Annotated in this window: 10 protein-coding genes; 1 reads left to right on the forward strand and 9 read right to left on the reverse strand. The window is 40.5% G+C overall.

The annotated features are described in order from the left end of the window. Positions 1–97: 97 nt before the first annotated feature. From ICL16_RS18990 to ICL16_RS19000, 3 genes are all read right to left on the reverse strand, one after another. Positions 98–2,083, reverse strand: coding sequence for a CASTOR/POLLUX-related putative ion channel (locus ICL16_RS18990; RefSeq protein ID WP_202895615.1), 1,986 nt, complete (start codon positions 2,081–2,083; stop codon positions 98–100). 171 nt (positions 2,084–2,254) lie between these two features. Next, positions 2,255–3,373, reverse strand: a complete 1,119-nt coding sequence (cax, locus tag ICL16_RS18995; RefSeq protein ID WP_190830695.1) for a calcium/proton exchanger — start codon at positions 3,371–3,373, stop codon at positions 2,255–2,257. Positions 3,374–3,510: 137 nt separating this feature from the next. After that, the gene (locus ICL16_RS19000) at positions 3,511–4,860 is read right to left on the reverse strand and encodes an AAA-like domain-containing protein (RefSeq protein ID WP_337907082.1); all 1,350 of its coding nucleotides are present in this window, start codon (positions 4,858–4,860) and stop codon (positions 3,511–3,513) included. A 404-nt stretch (positions 4,861–5,264) separates the two neighbouring features. On the opposite strand from ICL16_RS19000, the gene ICL16_RS19005 reads away from it, so the two are divergent. Next, complete coding sequence (locus tag ICL16_RS19005) at positions 5,265–8,069, forward strand: CHASE2 domain-containing protein (protein ID WP_190830697.1); 2,805 nt, start codon at positions 5,265–5,267, stop codon at positions 8,067–8,069. Here ICL16_RS19005 and ICL16_RS19010 read toward each other — a convergent pair. The 6 genes from ICL16_RS19010 to ICL16_RS19035 all read right to left on the reverse strand — a co-directional run bounded on the left by ICL16_RS19010 (position 8,059) and on the right by ICL16_RS19035 (position 15,886). Continuing rightward, positions 8,059–8,802, reverse strand: a complete 744-nt coding sequence (locus ICL16_RS19010; protein WP_190830700.1) for a DUF928 domain-containing protein — start codon at positions 8,800–8,802, stop codon at positions 8,059–8,061. The two genes, ICL16_RS19005 and ICL16_RS19010, sit on opposite strands and share 11 nt — an antisense overlap. A gap of 132 nt (positions 8,803–8,934) precedes the next feature. Continuing rightward, positions 8,935–11,511, reverse strand: coding sequence for a CHAT domain-containing protein (locus tag ICL16_RS19015; RefSeq protein WP_337907083.1), 2,577 nt, complete (start codon positions 11,509–11,511; stop codon positions 8,935–8,937). A 107-nt stretch (positions 11,512–11,618) separates the two neighbouring features. After that, the gene (locus ICL16_RS19020; RefSeq protein WP_190830705.1) at positions 11,619–12,236 is read right to left on the reverse strand and encodes a Uma2 family endonuclease; all 618 of its coding nucleotides are present in this window, start codon (positions 12,234–12,236) and stop codon (positions 11,619–11,621) included. Positions 12,237–12,279: 43 nt separating this feature from the next. Beyond that, on the reverse strand, positions 12,280–12,663 hold the full coding sequence (locus ICL16_RS19025; protein WP_190830707.1) for a hypothetical protein: 384 nt from the start codon (positions 12,661–12,663) through the stop codon (positions 12,280–12,282). A gap of 14 nt (positions 12,664–12,677) precedes the next feature. Beyond that, complete coding sequence (locus ICL16_RS19030) at positions 12,678–13,073, reverse strand: papain fold toxin domain-containing protein (RefSeq protein WP_190830709.1); 396 nt, start codon at positions 13,071–13,073, stop codon at positions 12,678–12,680. A 131-nt stretch (positions 13,074–13,204) separates the two neighbouring features. Beyond that, the gene (locus ICL16_RS19035; protein ID WP_190830712.1) at positions 13,205–15,886 is read right to left on the reverse strand and encodes a two-partner secretion domain-containing protein; all 2,682 of its coding nucleotides are present in this window, start codon (positions 15,884–15,886) and stop codon (positions 13,205–13,207) included. Positions 15,887–16,334 lie beyond the last annotated feature (448 nt).

The raw sequence follows: 16,334 nt of genomic DNA on the forward strand, positions 1-16,334 counted from the left end.
TAAGTTATAGGACATTACTCATAACCCAAATTTTTTATTGAATATATCTTAAGGCGAGGTCATCGCCTACCAATATAATAATTAAGTCGCTTGTATTTTAAGTTTCATCCTCAGCTAAAGTAATTAGTGCATCGTTGAAACCGAGACTTAACTGCTTATTTAGACTCGGTACTAAGTCAATACCAAAATTGTTCTCTTTATCCTGAGCTAGTGCGCTAATTTTTACGCCAATACATAATTCATCTCGTTCAAGAGCTGCTTTTACACAGTCAGCAAAAGTTATCTTTCCAATTTGTTCAGCAGCGAAGTAGAGCGATATCGGCTTGAGATACAATTCACTTCCATCCACTGAGAATAAATCGTGATAGATTGACATCACATCTGGTTCTTGGGATACCTGAGCGAGAATTTTTGAGACAAATTGATTAGTGAGGAGAAAATCTTTAACACCCGCTTTGATTACTAAATCTGTATCTTCTGAGTCAATAATCTCTGCAATCAATTCAGTGGTAACTTTGTTTCCTGTTTTAGCAGTATACTCGCGGAAGATTTGGCGAAGTTCCAATAAAATAGTTAGGGTTTTAGCATCTATTTCTTCAGCATTTTCTCCGCTACCAGCCAAAATTGAGATACTATTATATTCGTAGGGTTTGAGATGAATAAGCTGATCAACTGAGTCAAAATTAACTTGTGTAACATCCATCTTAATGTGTTGGTATGTTTTGGCAATATCGTCAAATTCAGCTTGCACTGTAGATGTTAAATCCTGTACTGCCAAGTTTACTTGTGAACCAGAAATCAGATATTTCGCATATTCTCTTAGGATAATTGGTGTTTTGCTGTTCCAACCAATTACAAGGTGGTTTTCAGGTTTTCGCTCTAAGGTTTTGCGCTCGCCACCATAGCTGAAATTTTTTACCTGCACTACTGGTTGTGTATGAAACTTGATAGTCGAGTCATCCTCTGCTAAAATGATAACTTCATCATTTTCAGCTAACTGGTAATTTTTGCTAGGTTTAATTGTCAGAGTACTATCTTCATGACGCATGCCTATAGGGATGCCATTAGAGAAATGAAATGGCAACTCACCCCATGCTATACTCTGCCAGCTTTCTTGTGGACGATAGAAATAGAATTCATTACCTTCAAAACCCACCAAGTTTAAGTAAACTGACGCTAATCCTACACTACGCGAGGTTTGAACTAAAATTCGCGCCAAAATATCAGCTTCATTCAGAGTAGTGACTGCTCCTGGAGCAATATTTTCAGCAAGGCGGCGATATTGTTGAGAGTGTAATTCTACCACTATCGGCGGTAAGGAGTCTTCTTCATTAGCTGCAACCACTGCTAAAATTGCTTTAACAACCCGAGCATCTGCTAAAGTCTTGGACTCTTCTGAATCTGAAGATTTAGCATGATTCAATATAATCACCGACTTAGCATCTTTTACCGCTACTTTATTTAAGTCCTTTAAATTGGTGATTAAGCCACTACGAGTCACCACTCGTGTTGATTTAAGTTCGCCGAGATTATTGCGGAGGAAATCATCCATCTCCTCTTTATCTTGTTGAGATAATATCACAACTACTGCGTCGGGTTCTGATTCATTTGCGACTACTAACTCTGCAATAATATCTGTAATTCTGTCGTTGAATCCTAAGATTAGAGTATGGTTATTTTCTACTACTATGCTCTTACCCTTACGCAGTACTTGGAGTCTTGATTCAAATTCCTGAGTAATGAAAGCTACCAAGCTTGAGAACAAAACTAAGCCGACAAAAATTGTAATGACACCAACAAACTTAGTAGCCAAATTGGCATCATCGCCCGTGTCTCTTAGCCCAATCAACTGTACAAATACGTCCCAAGGCAATTCCGAGTTACCTTCTACATTTTGATTGGGAAACAACCATTCAGAGATATAACGGGCAATTGTCATGACAACAAAGGCAGCAAAAAATAATGACAATAGTGCCAAAAAAACTGAAAATCCCCCTTTCGACATAAAGTTGTCGAAGTTGTACTGTAAGCGTTTTTGCCACGATACTTGATTTTGAAAATTTTTCTGATTATTACTAGTCACCTTTAATACCAAAATACAAGTAAGTATTGTAATGAGAATTGGTAGTTGGTCATCCTGATTACCGATTACCCTTTCCCATAGTACTAAAAGTTAAAGACTATCATACTCAACAGATCGACAAGCTAAGACTCTTGATATTGAAGATTAAATGCGAGTTATAGTCACATATCTTTAATTACTTGCGATCGCTTCTACTACAGGATGAAAATAAAACGCTAACCCCAAAACTGCATAAGTTGCTAAGAGCAATGTGCCTTCCAACCAGTTTGATCGACCATCAGAACTAATAGAATTGGCAATAAACACAGCCACCGCCACTGCTACCAACTCTAGTGGATTAAAATCCAGATTCATCGGCTGTCCAAAGCCCCACCCTGCTAATACTAAAACGGGAGCAACAAACAAGGCAATCTGTAAGCTCGAACCTACAGCTACGGAAACCGAGAGATCCATTTTGTCTTTCATTGCCACTGTTACAGCTGTAGCATGTTCTGCTGCATTACCAATGATCGGTACTAAAATCACTCCTGTAAATAGTGCAGTTAAACCAAGTTGATCCGTAGCTGCACTCAGTGAATCTACTAGTAACTCTGACTCAAGCGCCACAAGCAAAGTGACTACTACCAATACCCCAATCCATAACCACAAATTTACCTTGTGTTCACCCTCTGCTAAGTTTGCTTCAGCCAATTCAGCTTGCTCAAGCTCTGCTAAACCCACATCATAGAAGTAGGCATGAGTTTTCATGGAAAATAGCAGTGTCATTACATAGACCAAAATTAACACCACAGCTACACCAGTGGAGAGAAACTGCATAGTGCTGGAGTTAATTCCACCAGATGTAAAGCCTACTGCTGTCGGTAATAAAATGGCAACCACAGCTAAGTTCATTAAGGAAGCATTCGTTCTTGCTACGAGCGGCTGAAATTTCTGCTCTTTGTAGCGCAAGCCTCCCAATAGCATCGCAAAACCCATGACTAGTAGTAGATTGCTGATAATTGAGCCAGTAATACTAGCTTTAACCACGTCCAGTAGTCCGGCTTTGAGCGCAATTAATGCAATAATTAGTTCGGTAGCATTACCAAAGGTAGCATTCAATAGTCCTCCCAGTGTAGGACCAACTACGACGGCAATTTCTTCTGTGGCTGTACCCATCCAAGCCGCTAATGGTAGAATTGCTAACCCTGCAGTCACAAATACAACCAGTTCTCCCCATTCAAAATAGTGGGCAGCAAGGGAAATTGGCATAAATACTAGGAGTACCAAAAAAATCATTTGTTTGATGGACATTTTTAATTTAAGCGTTGTCTGCAACCTTGTAGAGATGCGCCATGACACGTCTCTACATTTTTTATTATTTGTATATCTAACCAATATTAAGTTCAGTAATTTCCACATAAATTTAACTACTGGTTAATAGTAAGATTTTATGTGACCAAATGATCTTTAAAATACAAGCGATATAGATCGCAACTTGGAGAAGCGAGATTACCATTAAGTTTAACCAAACCCATACTTTCTAACTTATAAGCAGCGATCGCATCTAACTCCACCTTCTCATTACTACTGACAACGTGCTGTATAGCATAAATCAACTGTGGTTCAGCTTGTAGTAAATTCATCAGTTCTCGTAGATGCTGACTATAAATACCAGTAGGTGAAGAAGCTGTTTGTAACAATGTATCCAACGTCATGTCCTGATGATGCAGATGATAAAGCGCCAGTGCGATTAAATACGGATGTCCCCCCATCATTGCTTGTAGAGATTCAAGGCGTTGCCATCCATGTGAATCCTTTGCCCAAGGTAATTCATATCGCTGTGCCAAATCCTGTATCTCAGCTAGAGTCAAAGGCGGTAATGTTACTGTTAACCCTACATTAAAAGGAGATTGGTTAATCTTGAGCGGGATATAAATTTCTGTTGTATGAACCACCACTAACCGCAGTTTTTGCCAAGTTTGATCTTGCTTTGCCTGCTCGTGCCAAAATCGTAACATGGGCAAAAAGTCTTGGGCAATATTAGGATGCTCAAAAATTCGATTGACTTCATTCAATGCCAAAACTAAGGGATTGGGCAATTGCTCCAACAGATACTCTTGAAAATAGATTTTGCAACTCACCTTACTGCCCATCTCTGCATCCCAGTAGTCATCTAGATTAGCAGCGAGGTTTAATTTCTTGCTCACATAAATGCACAACCAACGCAAAAATTTATCCAACGAGGCGAAAACTTCTTCATCAGCTTCTTGAAAGTCTAAGTAAACAGTTTGGTAATGTTGCTCCTGAGCGTAAGCAATCATCCGGAGCAGCAGCGAACTTTTGCCCATCTTCTTGGGTGCTTTGATCCGAATCAAGCAACCAGGCTGTATAATTTCAGTATAAACAAGTTCTTCTACTGTGGAGCGATTTATATAGAGGGGAGAATCTATTGGTACAGGACCACTAGGAAAGTTAATTTTACTTGCTGTAGCTAATTGTGAGTTTTTTTCTATACTAGTGTTATTTATATCCTGTTGAAGCTGGTTAATATTGCTTTGTTTAGCTTGACTCAAGACTATATGCAAGTTTTTTTTTGTTACTTTCTCTCCTAGTGCTTCAGAAAGATCTTGCCACAACTGAGAGCCTACTTCCTTCATGTAGTTGCTACCGTAGCCTGAACCAAGAGCCATTTGCTCATAAGTCTTTCCCTGCCAAGCTTGAGAAAGCACAAACCGCTGAATTTGACCCAAAGGCTTACTGAGCAGAATTTTTTCTACAGCTTCTAAAAATTCTTCCACAATTAACTTATCAGTAGATTTACGTATGTTTTTAAACTTACCCTTAATATACCTTCTGAGAAAGATTTTTACAACCCTGCTATTTGACGTACGACGAAAGGCATATCAAAAATCGACGTGGCTGAATTTGGTAATGAATTGCGTTGCATGGTAACGAGAAAATGCCCGAAAGTCGTCCTAGTAAGAAAAGTAAGTAAGCTTGTTAATCTACAATTTCATGTGTAAATAATTAAAAATAATATGTTATTCATAAATATTGCTAATACTCAACCTGGAAATATTTATTACATCATGTATAGTTGATAGTTGGTATGTGTAATTACAATTAGGTAATTTAGTCAAAATTAATATAATAATATTAAGACAACTAAGATCAATTTATAATCGACAAATTTTATCTATTAATGACTAATTACACTTATCAAGTTGGCGGTAGTCTATCTATTAATGCACCTAGCTATGTTGTCAGACAAGCAGATGCACAACTTTATGAAGCCTTAAAACAGGGGAATTTTTGCTATGTTTTAAACTCTCGGCAAGTGGGCAAATCTTCACTTTTAGTTAGAACTAGGCATCGTCTGCAACAGGAAGGCTTTATATGTACGACTGTGGATATGACGAATATTGGTTGTGAAGATATTACCCCACAACAATGGTATAAGGGACTGGTAGTTGAATTGTGGTCAGGTTTTAAACTATCGGGAAAAATTAATTTCAAAGCTTGGTGGCAACAGCAAGATGATATCCCGCCAGTTCAAAAACTAAGTAGGTTTATTTCCGAAGTACTGCTGGTTGAATTCCCAGTTGAAAAACTGTTCATATTTATTGATGAAGCTGATAGTATCAAAAGCCTTGATTTTGCAGTTGATGACTTTTTTGCACTGATTCGGTTTTGTTATAATCAAAGAGCCATTGACCCAGAATACCACCGTCTGACGTTTGTTATATTTGGGGTGACAACACCGTCAGATTTAATTCGAGATTCTTACCGTACTCCGTTTAATATTGGTAGAGCAATAGAACTGCGCGGCTTTACATTGGATGAAGTTCAACCTTTAGTTAGGGGTTTAGAGACGCGATTAATGCCTTCTGTACAGTGTAATGCACAAGTAGTTATTCAAGAAATTTTAGCTTGGACAGGAGGGCAACCTTTTCTCACGCAAAAACTTTGTCAGTTGGTAGTGGAGACAGCGATCGCATCTGTACAAGATACAGAGGGTAGAAAATTGACAATTCCCCCAGGTTTTGAAGCATATTGGGTGGAAAGTATTGTCAAAGAGCGTATAATCGAAAATTGGGAATCTCAAGATGTGCCAGAACATTTGCGGACAATTCGCGATCGCCTCTTAGCATCAGAGCAAATGGCTGGGCGCTTATTAGGAATATATCAGCAAATATTGCACCCCCCACCCTCCCTTGGGCGGGTGGGGGTAAAAAGCGATGATAGTCGAGAACACATTGAACTACTTCTCTCAGGTTTGGTTGTTAACCACCAGGGATACTTGAAAGTAAAAAATCCCATCTATCAAGCAGTTTTTCATGCCGGATGGGTAAATCAACAAATGGATAATCTGCGTCCTTACGCACAAAGCTTTAAAGCTTGGATTGCTTCTGATCTCAAAGATGAATCTTATTTGTTAGATTCTACCAAATTACAGCAAGCACTAGCTTGGTCAAAAAATAAAAGGCTCAGTGACTTAGATTACCGCTTCATCAATGCTTCTGTGGAATTGGCAAAACGAGAAGTTGAAAGCGATTTAGCCAGAGAAAAACAAGCCAGACAGATTGAGCAAGACAGAGCTGAATTTACCATACTCGCTACCAAAAAAGCCCATCAAATTTTAGCAAACGCAAAGAAAACCTCTAAACGAAACACTGAAAAACTACGCATAGGCAAAGGTTGTATTGGATCTATTGCCGCTGCAGTAGCTATTTTGGTAATTCTTGTACGTTTTACTGGACTACTACAAGGAACAGAATGGGCGATGCTAGATCGCTTTTTTCAGATACGTCCATTAGCAGAAGTTGACCCTCGTATTACTATTATTACAATTGACGAGCGAGATATTCGCCAAATAGGTCAGTATCCTTTGCCAGATCGAGTATTGGTTCGAGCAATCGAGAAAATAAAAAGTTACAATCCTATTGTAATTGGGTTGGATTTGTATCGGGATTTGCCTGTAGAACCAGGTTATCAGGAATTAGTCAATTTATTTAAAACAACTCCCAATTTGATTGGTGTAGAGAAGCTCGTGGGTAGAAAAATTGCTCCACCTCCAGTTTTAGCACAAATGGGTCATGTCGGTCTTGCCGATCAGGTGTTAGATGGAGATGGTAAACTGCGCCGCGCTTTGCTTTCAATTGAATTACCAAACGGTGAATTACGCTTGAATATGGGCTTGCAACTAGCACTACGTTATTTAGCTAGCACTGGAATTACTCCCAAACCTTTGCCCAATCATAACGATCAGATTAAACTGGGGTCATCTGTACTTGTTCCCTTTCAAGCTTCAGACGGAGGTTATGTTGATGCTGATACAGGCGGATATCAAGTTTTGCTGAATTTTCATGGCAATTTAGCACAATATCAAACCTTTTCGCTTGCAGATTTACTGCAAAATCGAGTACCAGCAAATCGTGTGCGCGAGCGCATTATTCTTATTGGCTCATCGGCTGAGAGTCTCAATGACTTTTTTCAAACACCATTAAGCAATTCTGTCTTTGGTCCTCCGCAAAAAATGCCTGGAGTGATAGTCCATGCTAATATAGCTAGCATGATTTTGAATGCAGCCGTGCAAGGTAAACCCATGCTACGAGTTTGGTCTGAACCAGTAGAGTGGATCTGGATTTTGCTTTGGTCTGGTGTGGGAGCAGCGTTGAGTTGGCTGTGGAAGTCTCCGTCATCGATTATCATTATTATCATGCTTGCTGGGTTAGGACTGACCTTAATAGCCTACCTGGCATTTTTACAAGCTTGGTGGATTCCGGTAATTCCTCCATTTATTGGGCTAGCAACTGCTGCTGTTACCTTGCCGATTGTTACTATTAAACAGTTAGAAAAAATTCAACTTCGCCAGACTGTGGAGTTGCTGATAGCTGTTACTAAAGAGCAACCTGCTGTCGGACAAATTGCGATTGAATATCTTAAGCAAGCAGAAAGCGAGGAAAATCAAGCGTTGATCGACAGGATAATTTATACTAATTTATAGTTTCAGATGTCTGCCTATCCAGTCCTACAGACTTCAACACATCTTGCCACATAGCAATTAGCTTGGGATCGTTGGGGTGCGATCGCCTTAATTCTACTATTGCCTGGAGCAAATCGTACCAATATCCCCTTGCACCGTACCACAGCGCCTGCTCAAGCATAGTTTTTTGCCTCAGTTCGCTATCTAACTGAGGTGTTCGCGCTACCCTCTGCACCCAACCACTAAATACCGGATCGTCTGGTTGTAAGTTTTCTCCACAAATAACTGCTAAAGACCATTGATAATTCTTGCCTACTTCTAAAGGTGGTTTTGCATCAGGTAAAGTAAAACTAACAATCTCATTTTTTTGCGCAATCGGTAAGAAAGCTCTTTGGTAATACTTGCCTGCTTCATCTCGGAACATCAACACAACTTGCTTTGAGGTGGATGTTTTGGGCATCTTAACAAATATAGTTGGACGCTCTTGTAAGGTCAACCCGTAATTACCCTTGGGCATTAAAGGTCGAATTGAACCTTGTTGTTGAGAACAACTGATTCCATCACGAGAACCAGCACCAGTGGTATCTTTTGGTTTCTTTCTACCTGGTGGTTTAAAGTTCTCTTGAAAAATCGGTTGTTGTGAGGCGCTTTTGGTTTTTAGTTCTGACTGAGCCTGGGCTGGTATGCTTACACTGAGTAAGAATCCTACGGATACATAGATTGTTAAATTTTTTGCAATATCATTTATTACCATCAGTAAATATCCGAGAGCAGGATATCTTTTTAAAAAGCTATGAGACTAATCAAACACTAGCATAAATGTGAGAATTGAGAAGCCCGACTTTTTGAAGAAGTCGGGCTTCTTGGCTATCGTAAATCAAATAACTTAGCGCCAATTTCCCACCAAAACAAACCCAGACCAATAAAAAGGATGGTTGTACAGAGAAGATTTTAACAAAGATAGTTGACCATAGCGCAATGCTTCAGCTTTTGTAACGCCTAGTGTGGTATACTGATGGTAAAACTCAGTTATCAGTTGGGCAGTAGACAGATCTTGTACTGACCAAAGCGTTGCTAGAGTACTTCTGGCTCCAGAGCGCACAGCAATCCCTGCCAGTCCCAAAGCAGCCCGGTTATCGCCTTTGGCAGTCTGACAAGCGCTGAGAACCAAAAGTTCAATCGGTTGACGTTCGCGCACATTTGTGTTGTCCGCTTTTAGCAGTTGCTCAAAATCTTGGACGTTAATGCGATCATCCCAAGTGAGAAGAAACGTGTTTTCAGCTTTTGAGCTAAACTGACCGTGAGTTGCCAAATGAACAATGGAAAACGGTGAAGCCTCTACTCGACGTTGGAATTTAGCGCGAGTAAACTCTTGGTTGAGTAATGTCTTGACGCGACATGTCGCGTCAAGACAAAGATCTGCAATTTGTTTAATTTCTTGTTGCACGCCTGGTAATGCCGAAAAGCCTTGACGTTTCTCTGATAAACCCCCAACTAATGTAGATACGCACTTGCGGACGTCTGTACAAATAGATGACGACTCAAAAAGTTGCAATCCAGGAGTCAAAGCAATGTTGTATTTTTCTACCAAATACTGCTTGCCATCGTGAAGAACTGCCATTGGTAGACTGCGTAAGAAGTCATCAAGGACAAACACTAAGGTTTTTACAGAGTAACGTTCTAACTGATCTGCCACAGGACGTAACAACCAATCATAAACTTTTTGCGCTGGAGGTAAAACATCCGTTGGTAAAAAAACTGGGTTCAAAGAGGAGCGCAGTTCCTGAAATACTTGATCGCGTTGTTGTGGCGAAATTTCCGCGCCGTAATGTTGCAAGGGTTGTCCCGCCAGGGAGACAATTACCTCCAAACGTCCATCAAGAACAATGGGATAAATCACCGCTGCTTGCGCGTCAATCGCCTCAATTGGTTTGGGTTTATAAGTTAAGCAAGCTTCCCGAAAGAAATTTTCTAACTCTGCCAGTTGCAGCCCTTCAATTACAACTCTTGCCCGCTGAAGTCTTTGTTGCTTAGTTTCTTGGGGCAAACTATCTACATTTTGCAATAGCAATTGTACCAACTGGCGATACACGGGTTCAACTTGTTCTCGGAAAGAAAACTGTACATCAGGACTGATTGCTACTAAATCTTGACGCAGAGATTGTAAAGTATTCACTGCCGAGTCGTAGGCAGCGATCGCTTCAAGTACTTTCTGTTGCGCTTTGTAAATTCTTCCTTCCTGCCACAGCCAAGTTGCCGCAATATCTGTTGCCCGAATCTCCTGCGCTAGAACGAGTGCTTGTTGTGTGAGTGAGAGCGCTTCTTTTAATTGTTGGGTTTGCTCGTATAAATGCCCCAATTGCCCTAAAGCATAAGACTCTGCTCTGGGATCTTTCAATTCTCTCGCTTGTTGTACAGATTTGGCTAAGATCTGCCCTACTTCCCCATTGCCCCACAAACCCGGTTTCTTTGAGAAACCGGGTTTGTTCGTTTTCATCAAACTTTCTGCTAAATTAACTTGGGCATAAATAAGTGCACGACTAGAAGGAAGGTTTGTCATCTGCGTTTTAATTCGCGGAATTAGTGTCAGTACTGCGCTACTCTGCTTGGTTTTAATTAAAAGGCTAAGTTGATTAAGTTGAGCTTGTAGTTGGGTGAGGGGATTCGTTTTTATATCTTGTGCTTGTTGATAAAATTTTAATGCTCCTTCAAAATCTGACTTTGCCAAAGCAGTATTTCCCAATCTAAACAGGGTTTCCCCCATATCAGATGCTGAATTGAGCCGTTGAGCGATCGCTAAACTCTCCGACAAAACAGCTTGCGACTGTTGTAAATCTCCTACAACTTGCAGAGTCACCCCCAAACTCCGCAATCCCCTAGCTTTGAGCAACGAGTCAGGCAAGGCAGTAATGTCTTGACTTAATTGCAAAAGTGTGATTCTCGCTCTTCGATACAGTCCTAAGGTTTGTAGCGCTTGAGCTTGGTTAATTTGGCTAAGAACAATTCCTGTAGTATCTTTAAGGGAACGATAACGTGCCTCTGCTTGTTGCCAAGTAAGCATTGCAGTTTCCGCTTTACCTGTATTTAGCTCAATACTGCCTTTAGTATTAAGAACTTGAGCATACAGCAAAGGATCTTTCACTGTTTGTAGGAGGTTGAAAGCTTGGGCGATCGCTTTTTGGGCTGCTTTCCACCGTCCCATGTCTTGGTAAACAATCGCAAGATAGTTGTAGCTGGTGGCTGCCAAACGTTGATCTCCTTTTTGCTCAAATGCTTTGAGTGCCTGTTCCCAAACTTGTGCAGCTAGGGCAAACTTTTCTGCATCATAAAGTTGCTTACCAAGTTCTTGCAAAGTAACAGGAGAATTCGTAGTTTGTAATTGGTAATTCGTAATTATATTTTTTGAAGAGATAGTTTTAAACTTAGAATTTAACCCGGCTGTGGCTGGTAGAACTGTTGTCACCAGTAAAAAAGTCAGCAGCACTAAGACTAGCTGTCGTTTCGCCCCCTGTTTCAATTAAAAAATCTCTCCCATTCATTCCAACTTTCATTTAGCAGTTGATGCGATCGCTATTTCGCATCACCACCACGAATTTTTGCTCTAAAATCCAGCATAGCTTCTAGAGGATCGGGCTGCATGACATACTCTGCTAGTAGCGCTAAATCCAAATCGGGCAACAACTCGCTTTTGGAGATTTGCTCATACTTGTCTCCTTGTAAGGAATAGATAGAAAACTGATTGTTGTGCCAGAACCAAACTTCTCTCACTCCTAAACGTTTGTAAACTTCTAACTTGTCGATACCGCCACTAGTAAACACTACTTCAATGGCTAGATCGGGAAACTCCTTTTCAGTGCCAATGCAGTAACATTCATCGGGTTCTTTCCCACCTTTTTTCTCTTGCTTACGTAAAGTAGTTGAACCCAATGCCCAAAAACGTATTCGGTTTTCTTCAAAATAAACTTCTAACAACCTGCCAATATTTTTTTTACTCACTTCATGACGACGTGAAGGCGACACAATTTCTAACACTCCTTCCAAATATGTAATCCGATACCCTGAACTATCACCTAACCTAGATAAAAACGCCTCGTATTGTTCCCAACTTACCCCTGTGACAATGTGTTGTTCCTCTGGATCGTCAGCTTGTAGCTGAATTTGAGTGATTTCTTCTAGTAAGCTCGTCATCTACAAAAATCTCCATGCGAAAATTATGCACCACTACAGATAGCTAAACAACCGAGCCTTCTTTGCTCTCTAATGCCGACAGAACCTGATATTCCTTTGTATGAGCGGTACCGCTAGGTGGAGTACAATCGCGATTCACAAACTCTTCAAACAGTTCAAAAAAAGTATCAAGAGCCTTGCGCTCATCTTCAGAAAAGAACAGGATGATGCTTGCCCAAGACTGACTCGTTTGAATATTGAACTTTTGCCGTATCCATTCGGGAAATTGCTTGAAATCCTCCTCTTGAGGTGTTAAAGAAGCATTTTCAGAGAATTTTGCTACATTGTAACCTGATAGAAATGCCTGTAAACACAGAATAGAATGTCTTCCCAGATACATGGAAGGGGCTTTCTTAATTTTCCTAATTAGGATATGAAGATCGTGCATATCTAGACCTCAAATTAAAAGTCGAGTTCCGTAACATTAAAACTGCCACGTCCAAGCTCTACAGTGGGAGAGGTGAAATTTTGCCACCACTCCTCCTTTGTAACACCATAGTGGTCAATGTTATCGAACACTATTTCCTGCCCATTGATGACAATTGAAATTCCCTCATGATGACCGTTCGTTGCAATTTGCTGCTCGCGTCGTAGATCGTAAATAACTGACCAAGGAAGATCCTGGTATTCTAAATCTACTTTAATTTGCTTTCCTGATATCCCCCTGGCAATCAAAAATTCCTTGATCGCTCTTGCACACTCCACCCATTGAAACAGTTGATAACGACTGGCAATTTCCTTAATCTGTTGCCGAATATCTGAGTCTTTATCCGTACTGTAATCTCCTCGTATAGTCAAAATATTAACTCATTTTATCAGATTTTGCGTAGTTGTGGAGTTGTTGCAGGAGTGAAAATTTCTAGTTATAGGGCTTTACTTTTGTATTGTAATGTGCATCTTACTCAACCTGCTACTACTCGTGTTGAATCCTATTTCAATTTAGTACAATCAATTTTATCCATCATAGAATTGTGGCTTTGTTGGGGAAGATGTGCTACTAATTCGATCTGCCCCTGTTGATTAATTATCCATCCTTGAGCTTCAATAATTGGTAATTGAGAATTTCCGGTTTTGTGCTTTTGTGTTGTTCTTGTCTCATGGGCTACACTATCACCAGCACTAGCACGAAGATCCTGCATCACGACAGTACCTCGTAGCGTTCCTCTTGGATCTTCTGGTAAGCCGCCGCGTCCGGTAAAAACAAGGCGAGCATCGCGATCGCTAGGACATCCTGCTCTAATTTGGTTTGAAGCGTCGGTGAGAGCGAATGGTAATTCAATTAATCCTCTAGAAGGGTCAGTATTTAAAATGTTGAGGTCGAGCCTGCCATTAATACCGTAGCTAGAAGAGGCTGTGATATCACTTTTGGGGGTGAGTCGATTTTGAAGATTTAGTCCATAAATGCCATTAGTAGTGATGTTAATGTTACCGCCTCTTCCTATAGAGGCAGTGGCGCTAATGTTGCTATTTTCTTTAGGAACGGCGACGATAAATCGAGCATTAATACTGATATTACCGCCATCGCCGGGAGACTGGTCTGTTGCCCTCGTTGTGATCAGGCTATTGTTCCTCAGCAGCAATAAATTCAGCCCCGCCAAGGTGATATTTCCACCATTCCCTGCTGAAGGGTTAGCGGATCTGATTATAGCGCGATCGCTCATCAATAGCTGGGAAGTATTGATTGTTATGTTGCCAGCCGTCCCGGAACGAAAACTAGTAGTTGATATTTCTGCCCCATCACGTACTACTAGGCGGTCAGTTTCTACAGTCAGATTTCCGGCTCTGCCGGTTGCGCTTGGGTTGAGTCTAGCGAATAAACCGCTATTAGACTGACCATATGCCGATGTACCAATTAATTCTACAAGCTTTGCCTTCACCGCCAAGGTTCCTCCTTCCCCATTGCCGAAATTACTAGTTGATACTTGTGCCCCATCTCGCACTATTAGGCGGTCAGTTTCTACGGTCAAATTTCCTGCCTTGCCCGTTGCACCTTGGGTGAGTCCAGCCAATAAACTGCTACTAAATTGACCATCTGCTGATGTACCAATTAGTTCGACAAGCTTCGCCTTCACCGCCAAGGTTCCTCCATCCCCATTGCCGAAAGTACTAGTTGATATTTGTGCCCCATTACGCACTACTAGGCGATCGGTTTCTACGATTAAATTTCCTGCCCTGCCTGTCGCTCCTGAGTTGAGTCTAGAGAATAAACCGCTTCTCAATCGACCGTCTGCCGATCTGCCCATCAGTTCCACCTGCTGGGCTTTTACCGCCAAGGTTCCTCCATCCCCATTGCCAAAAACATTAGCTTCTATCTGTGCTCCACGGTTGAGAGTTAAAAAGCGAGTGTTGATATTTATGTTACCTCCATTCCTGAAGCTATTAGAATCTAATATATTGCTCGTAATTGCAGCTTGATTGCCAACAGAGATGGCATTGTTCGCTATCAACGTGATATTGCCAGAATTACCAGCTCTTGAATTTGAACTGAGCAAGCCAGAGGGCGTCAGTATGATATTATTTCTAGAATCGAGCAAGATATCGCCACCCCTGCCCACATTACTACTGGTATTAATTGAGTTAACTTGAATGTTGCCAGTTGATAAGGCATTAGGGTGATACTGATTTGTTAACAACACCAGTGCATTGGGAGTGGTGACAGTAATGCTGCCAATGGTGATGTTTGCACTTGTTGCCGCAGAGGTGTTCTCCACAGGGGTTAAATTTGTGTAATTACTGCCACTAGTTCCTGGGGTTACTACAGCAGTGATACCTGCCCGAATATCTAAAGTTGGTCGAGCCGTGCCATTAATTACAAAAAATGTACCATCTGATAGATTGACATTAGCAAGTGTTGGTGTGGCAGTTGGGTTAATTGAATTTCCAGTTGTATCTGCACCTGTAATCGTGATTTGGTTGATATTTACCGCACCTCCTGCCAAAATATGCAGAGAATTGCCGGAGGATGTGTTGCTCCCTACTAAGGTTAAATCATTTCTTGCTAGCAGTTGACCTTGTAAATTCAACTCGTCACCAATCAAGTTTAAATCTTGCCCGACTGATAAAATACCTTCGCTGCGAATTTGGCTTTTGGGTTCAACAGATCCATACTGTAGACCCGGAGTCACATTAATCTTAAGTAGAGGTGGTGCTGTTGGGTTAGTGGCACTGAATTGATAGTTGTCAAAAATTACGCTCTTTGCTGTAGTTGCGGCAAATGATCCAGCAACATCTAACTGAGCATTTGCGCCAAAGATAATGCCGTTGGGATTAATTAAAAATAGATTCGCCCTGCCAAGTACTCCTAATTTACCTAATATCTGTGAAGTGTTACTTCCTGTCACTCTCGTGAAGATGTTGGCAATGCCATTAGGATTGGCAAAATACACTTGCTGTCCGTTATTAACGTTAAATTCAGTAAAACTATGGAATAATGTTGTATCTCTTATTGCCCCGCCTTCAATTAGGTTTCCTACACTAGAGGGCGTGACGCGAGAACTTTCTCCTCTTAAGCTGGTATCGGGTATGAGTTGAGCGTAAGCACGGAGCGGTAAGGCAGCGCTAAAAAATAGTAAGATTACTAATCTTAATTGCCAATACAATTTTCTTGCCACAATTAGTTACCATCCTTTAATTAATTATCCTACTTTATATTTCAGAAAAAACCTACTTTTCCTACTTTTCCTACTTTTGTTATTTGAACATTGCATACATGTAAATTTCAACAACATCCTAGTTAAAATATTTTTGATGCTTACTTCCTGCTACAGATAGATATTATTAATAAACTATTGGTGGATTTTACTGTTAATTTAACTTTGATATCATTTAGCAATGAAATTTAAACAATATAGTAGTCCTAAATCGTTCGTAACAAGTGCCTGTCAACCATTGAGGGTTGACTGTTAACCTGTTAAAACCTACCACTAGTTGTTTACAAATCTATTGATGAGTGCTATAAGTTGATAGAGTAGTGCTTATGTCTTAACTTTAATTAGCGTCGCCTTAACAATATTTTTCTCGTTAATCCTGATGTTCAGCTTGAAAAAACAGTAAATTATT

The organism is Iningainema tapete BLCC-T55, from assembly GCF_014698965.1.
GTDB classification, from domain to species: domain Bacteria; phylum Cyanobacteriota; class Cyanobacteriia; order Cyanobacteriales; family Nostocaceae; genus Iningainema; species Iningainema tapete.

Excerpts from the sequence above, each read along its gene's own strand:
- cax (WP_190830695.1), bottom strand. The coding sequence starts at position 3,373 with ATGTCCATCAAACAAATGATTTTTTTGGTACTCCTAGTATTTATGCCA.
- ICL16_RS19020 (WP_190830705.1), bottom strand. The coding sequence starts at position 12,236 with ATGACGAGCTTACTAGAAGAAATCACTCAAATTCAGCTACAAGCTGAC.
- ICL16_RS19010 (WP_190830700.1), bottom strand. The coding sequence starts at position 8,802 with ATGGTAATAAATGATATTGCAAAAAATTTAACAATCTATGTATCCGTA.
- ICL16_RS19025 (WP_190830707.1), bottom strand. The coding sequence starts at position 12,663 with ATGCACGATCTTCATATCCTAATTAGGAAAATTAAGAAAGCCCCTTCC.
- ICL16_RS19005 (WP_190830697.1), top strand. The coding sequence starts at position 5,265 with ATGACTAATTACACTTATCAAGTTGGCGGTAGTCTATCTATTAATGCA.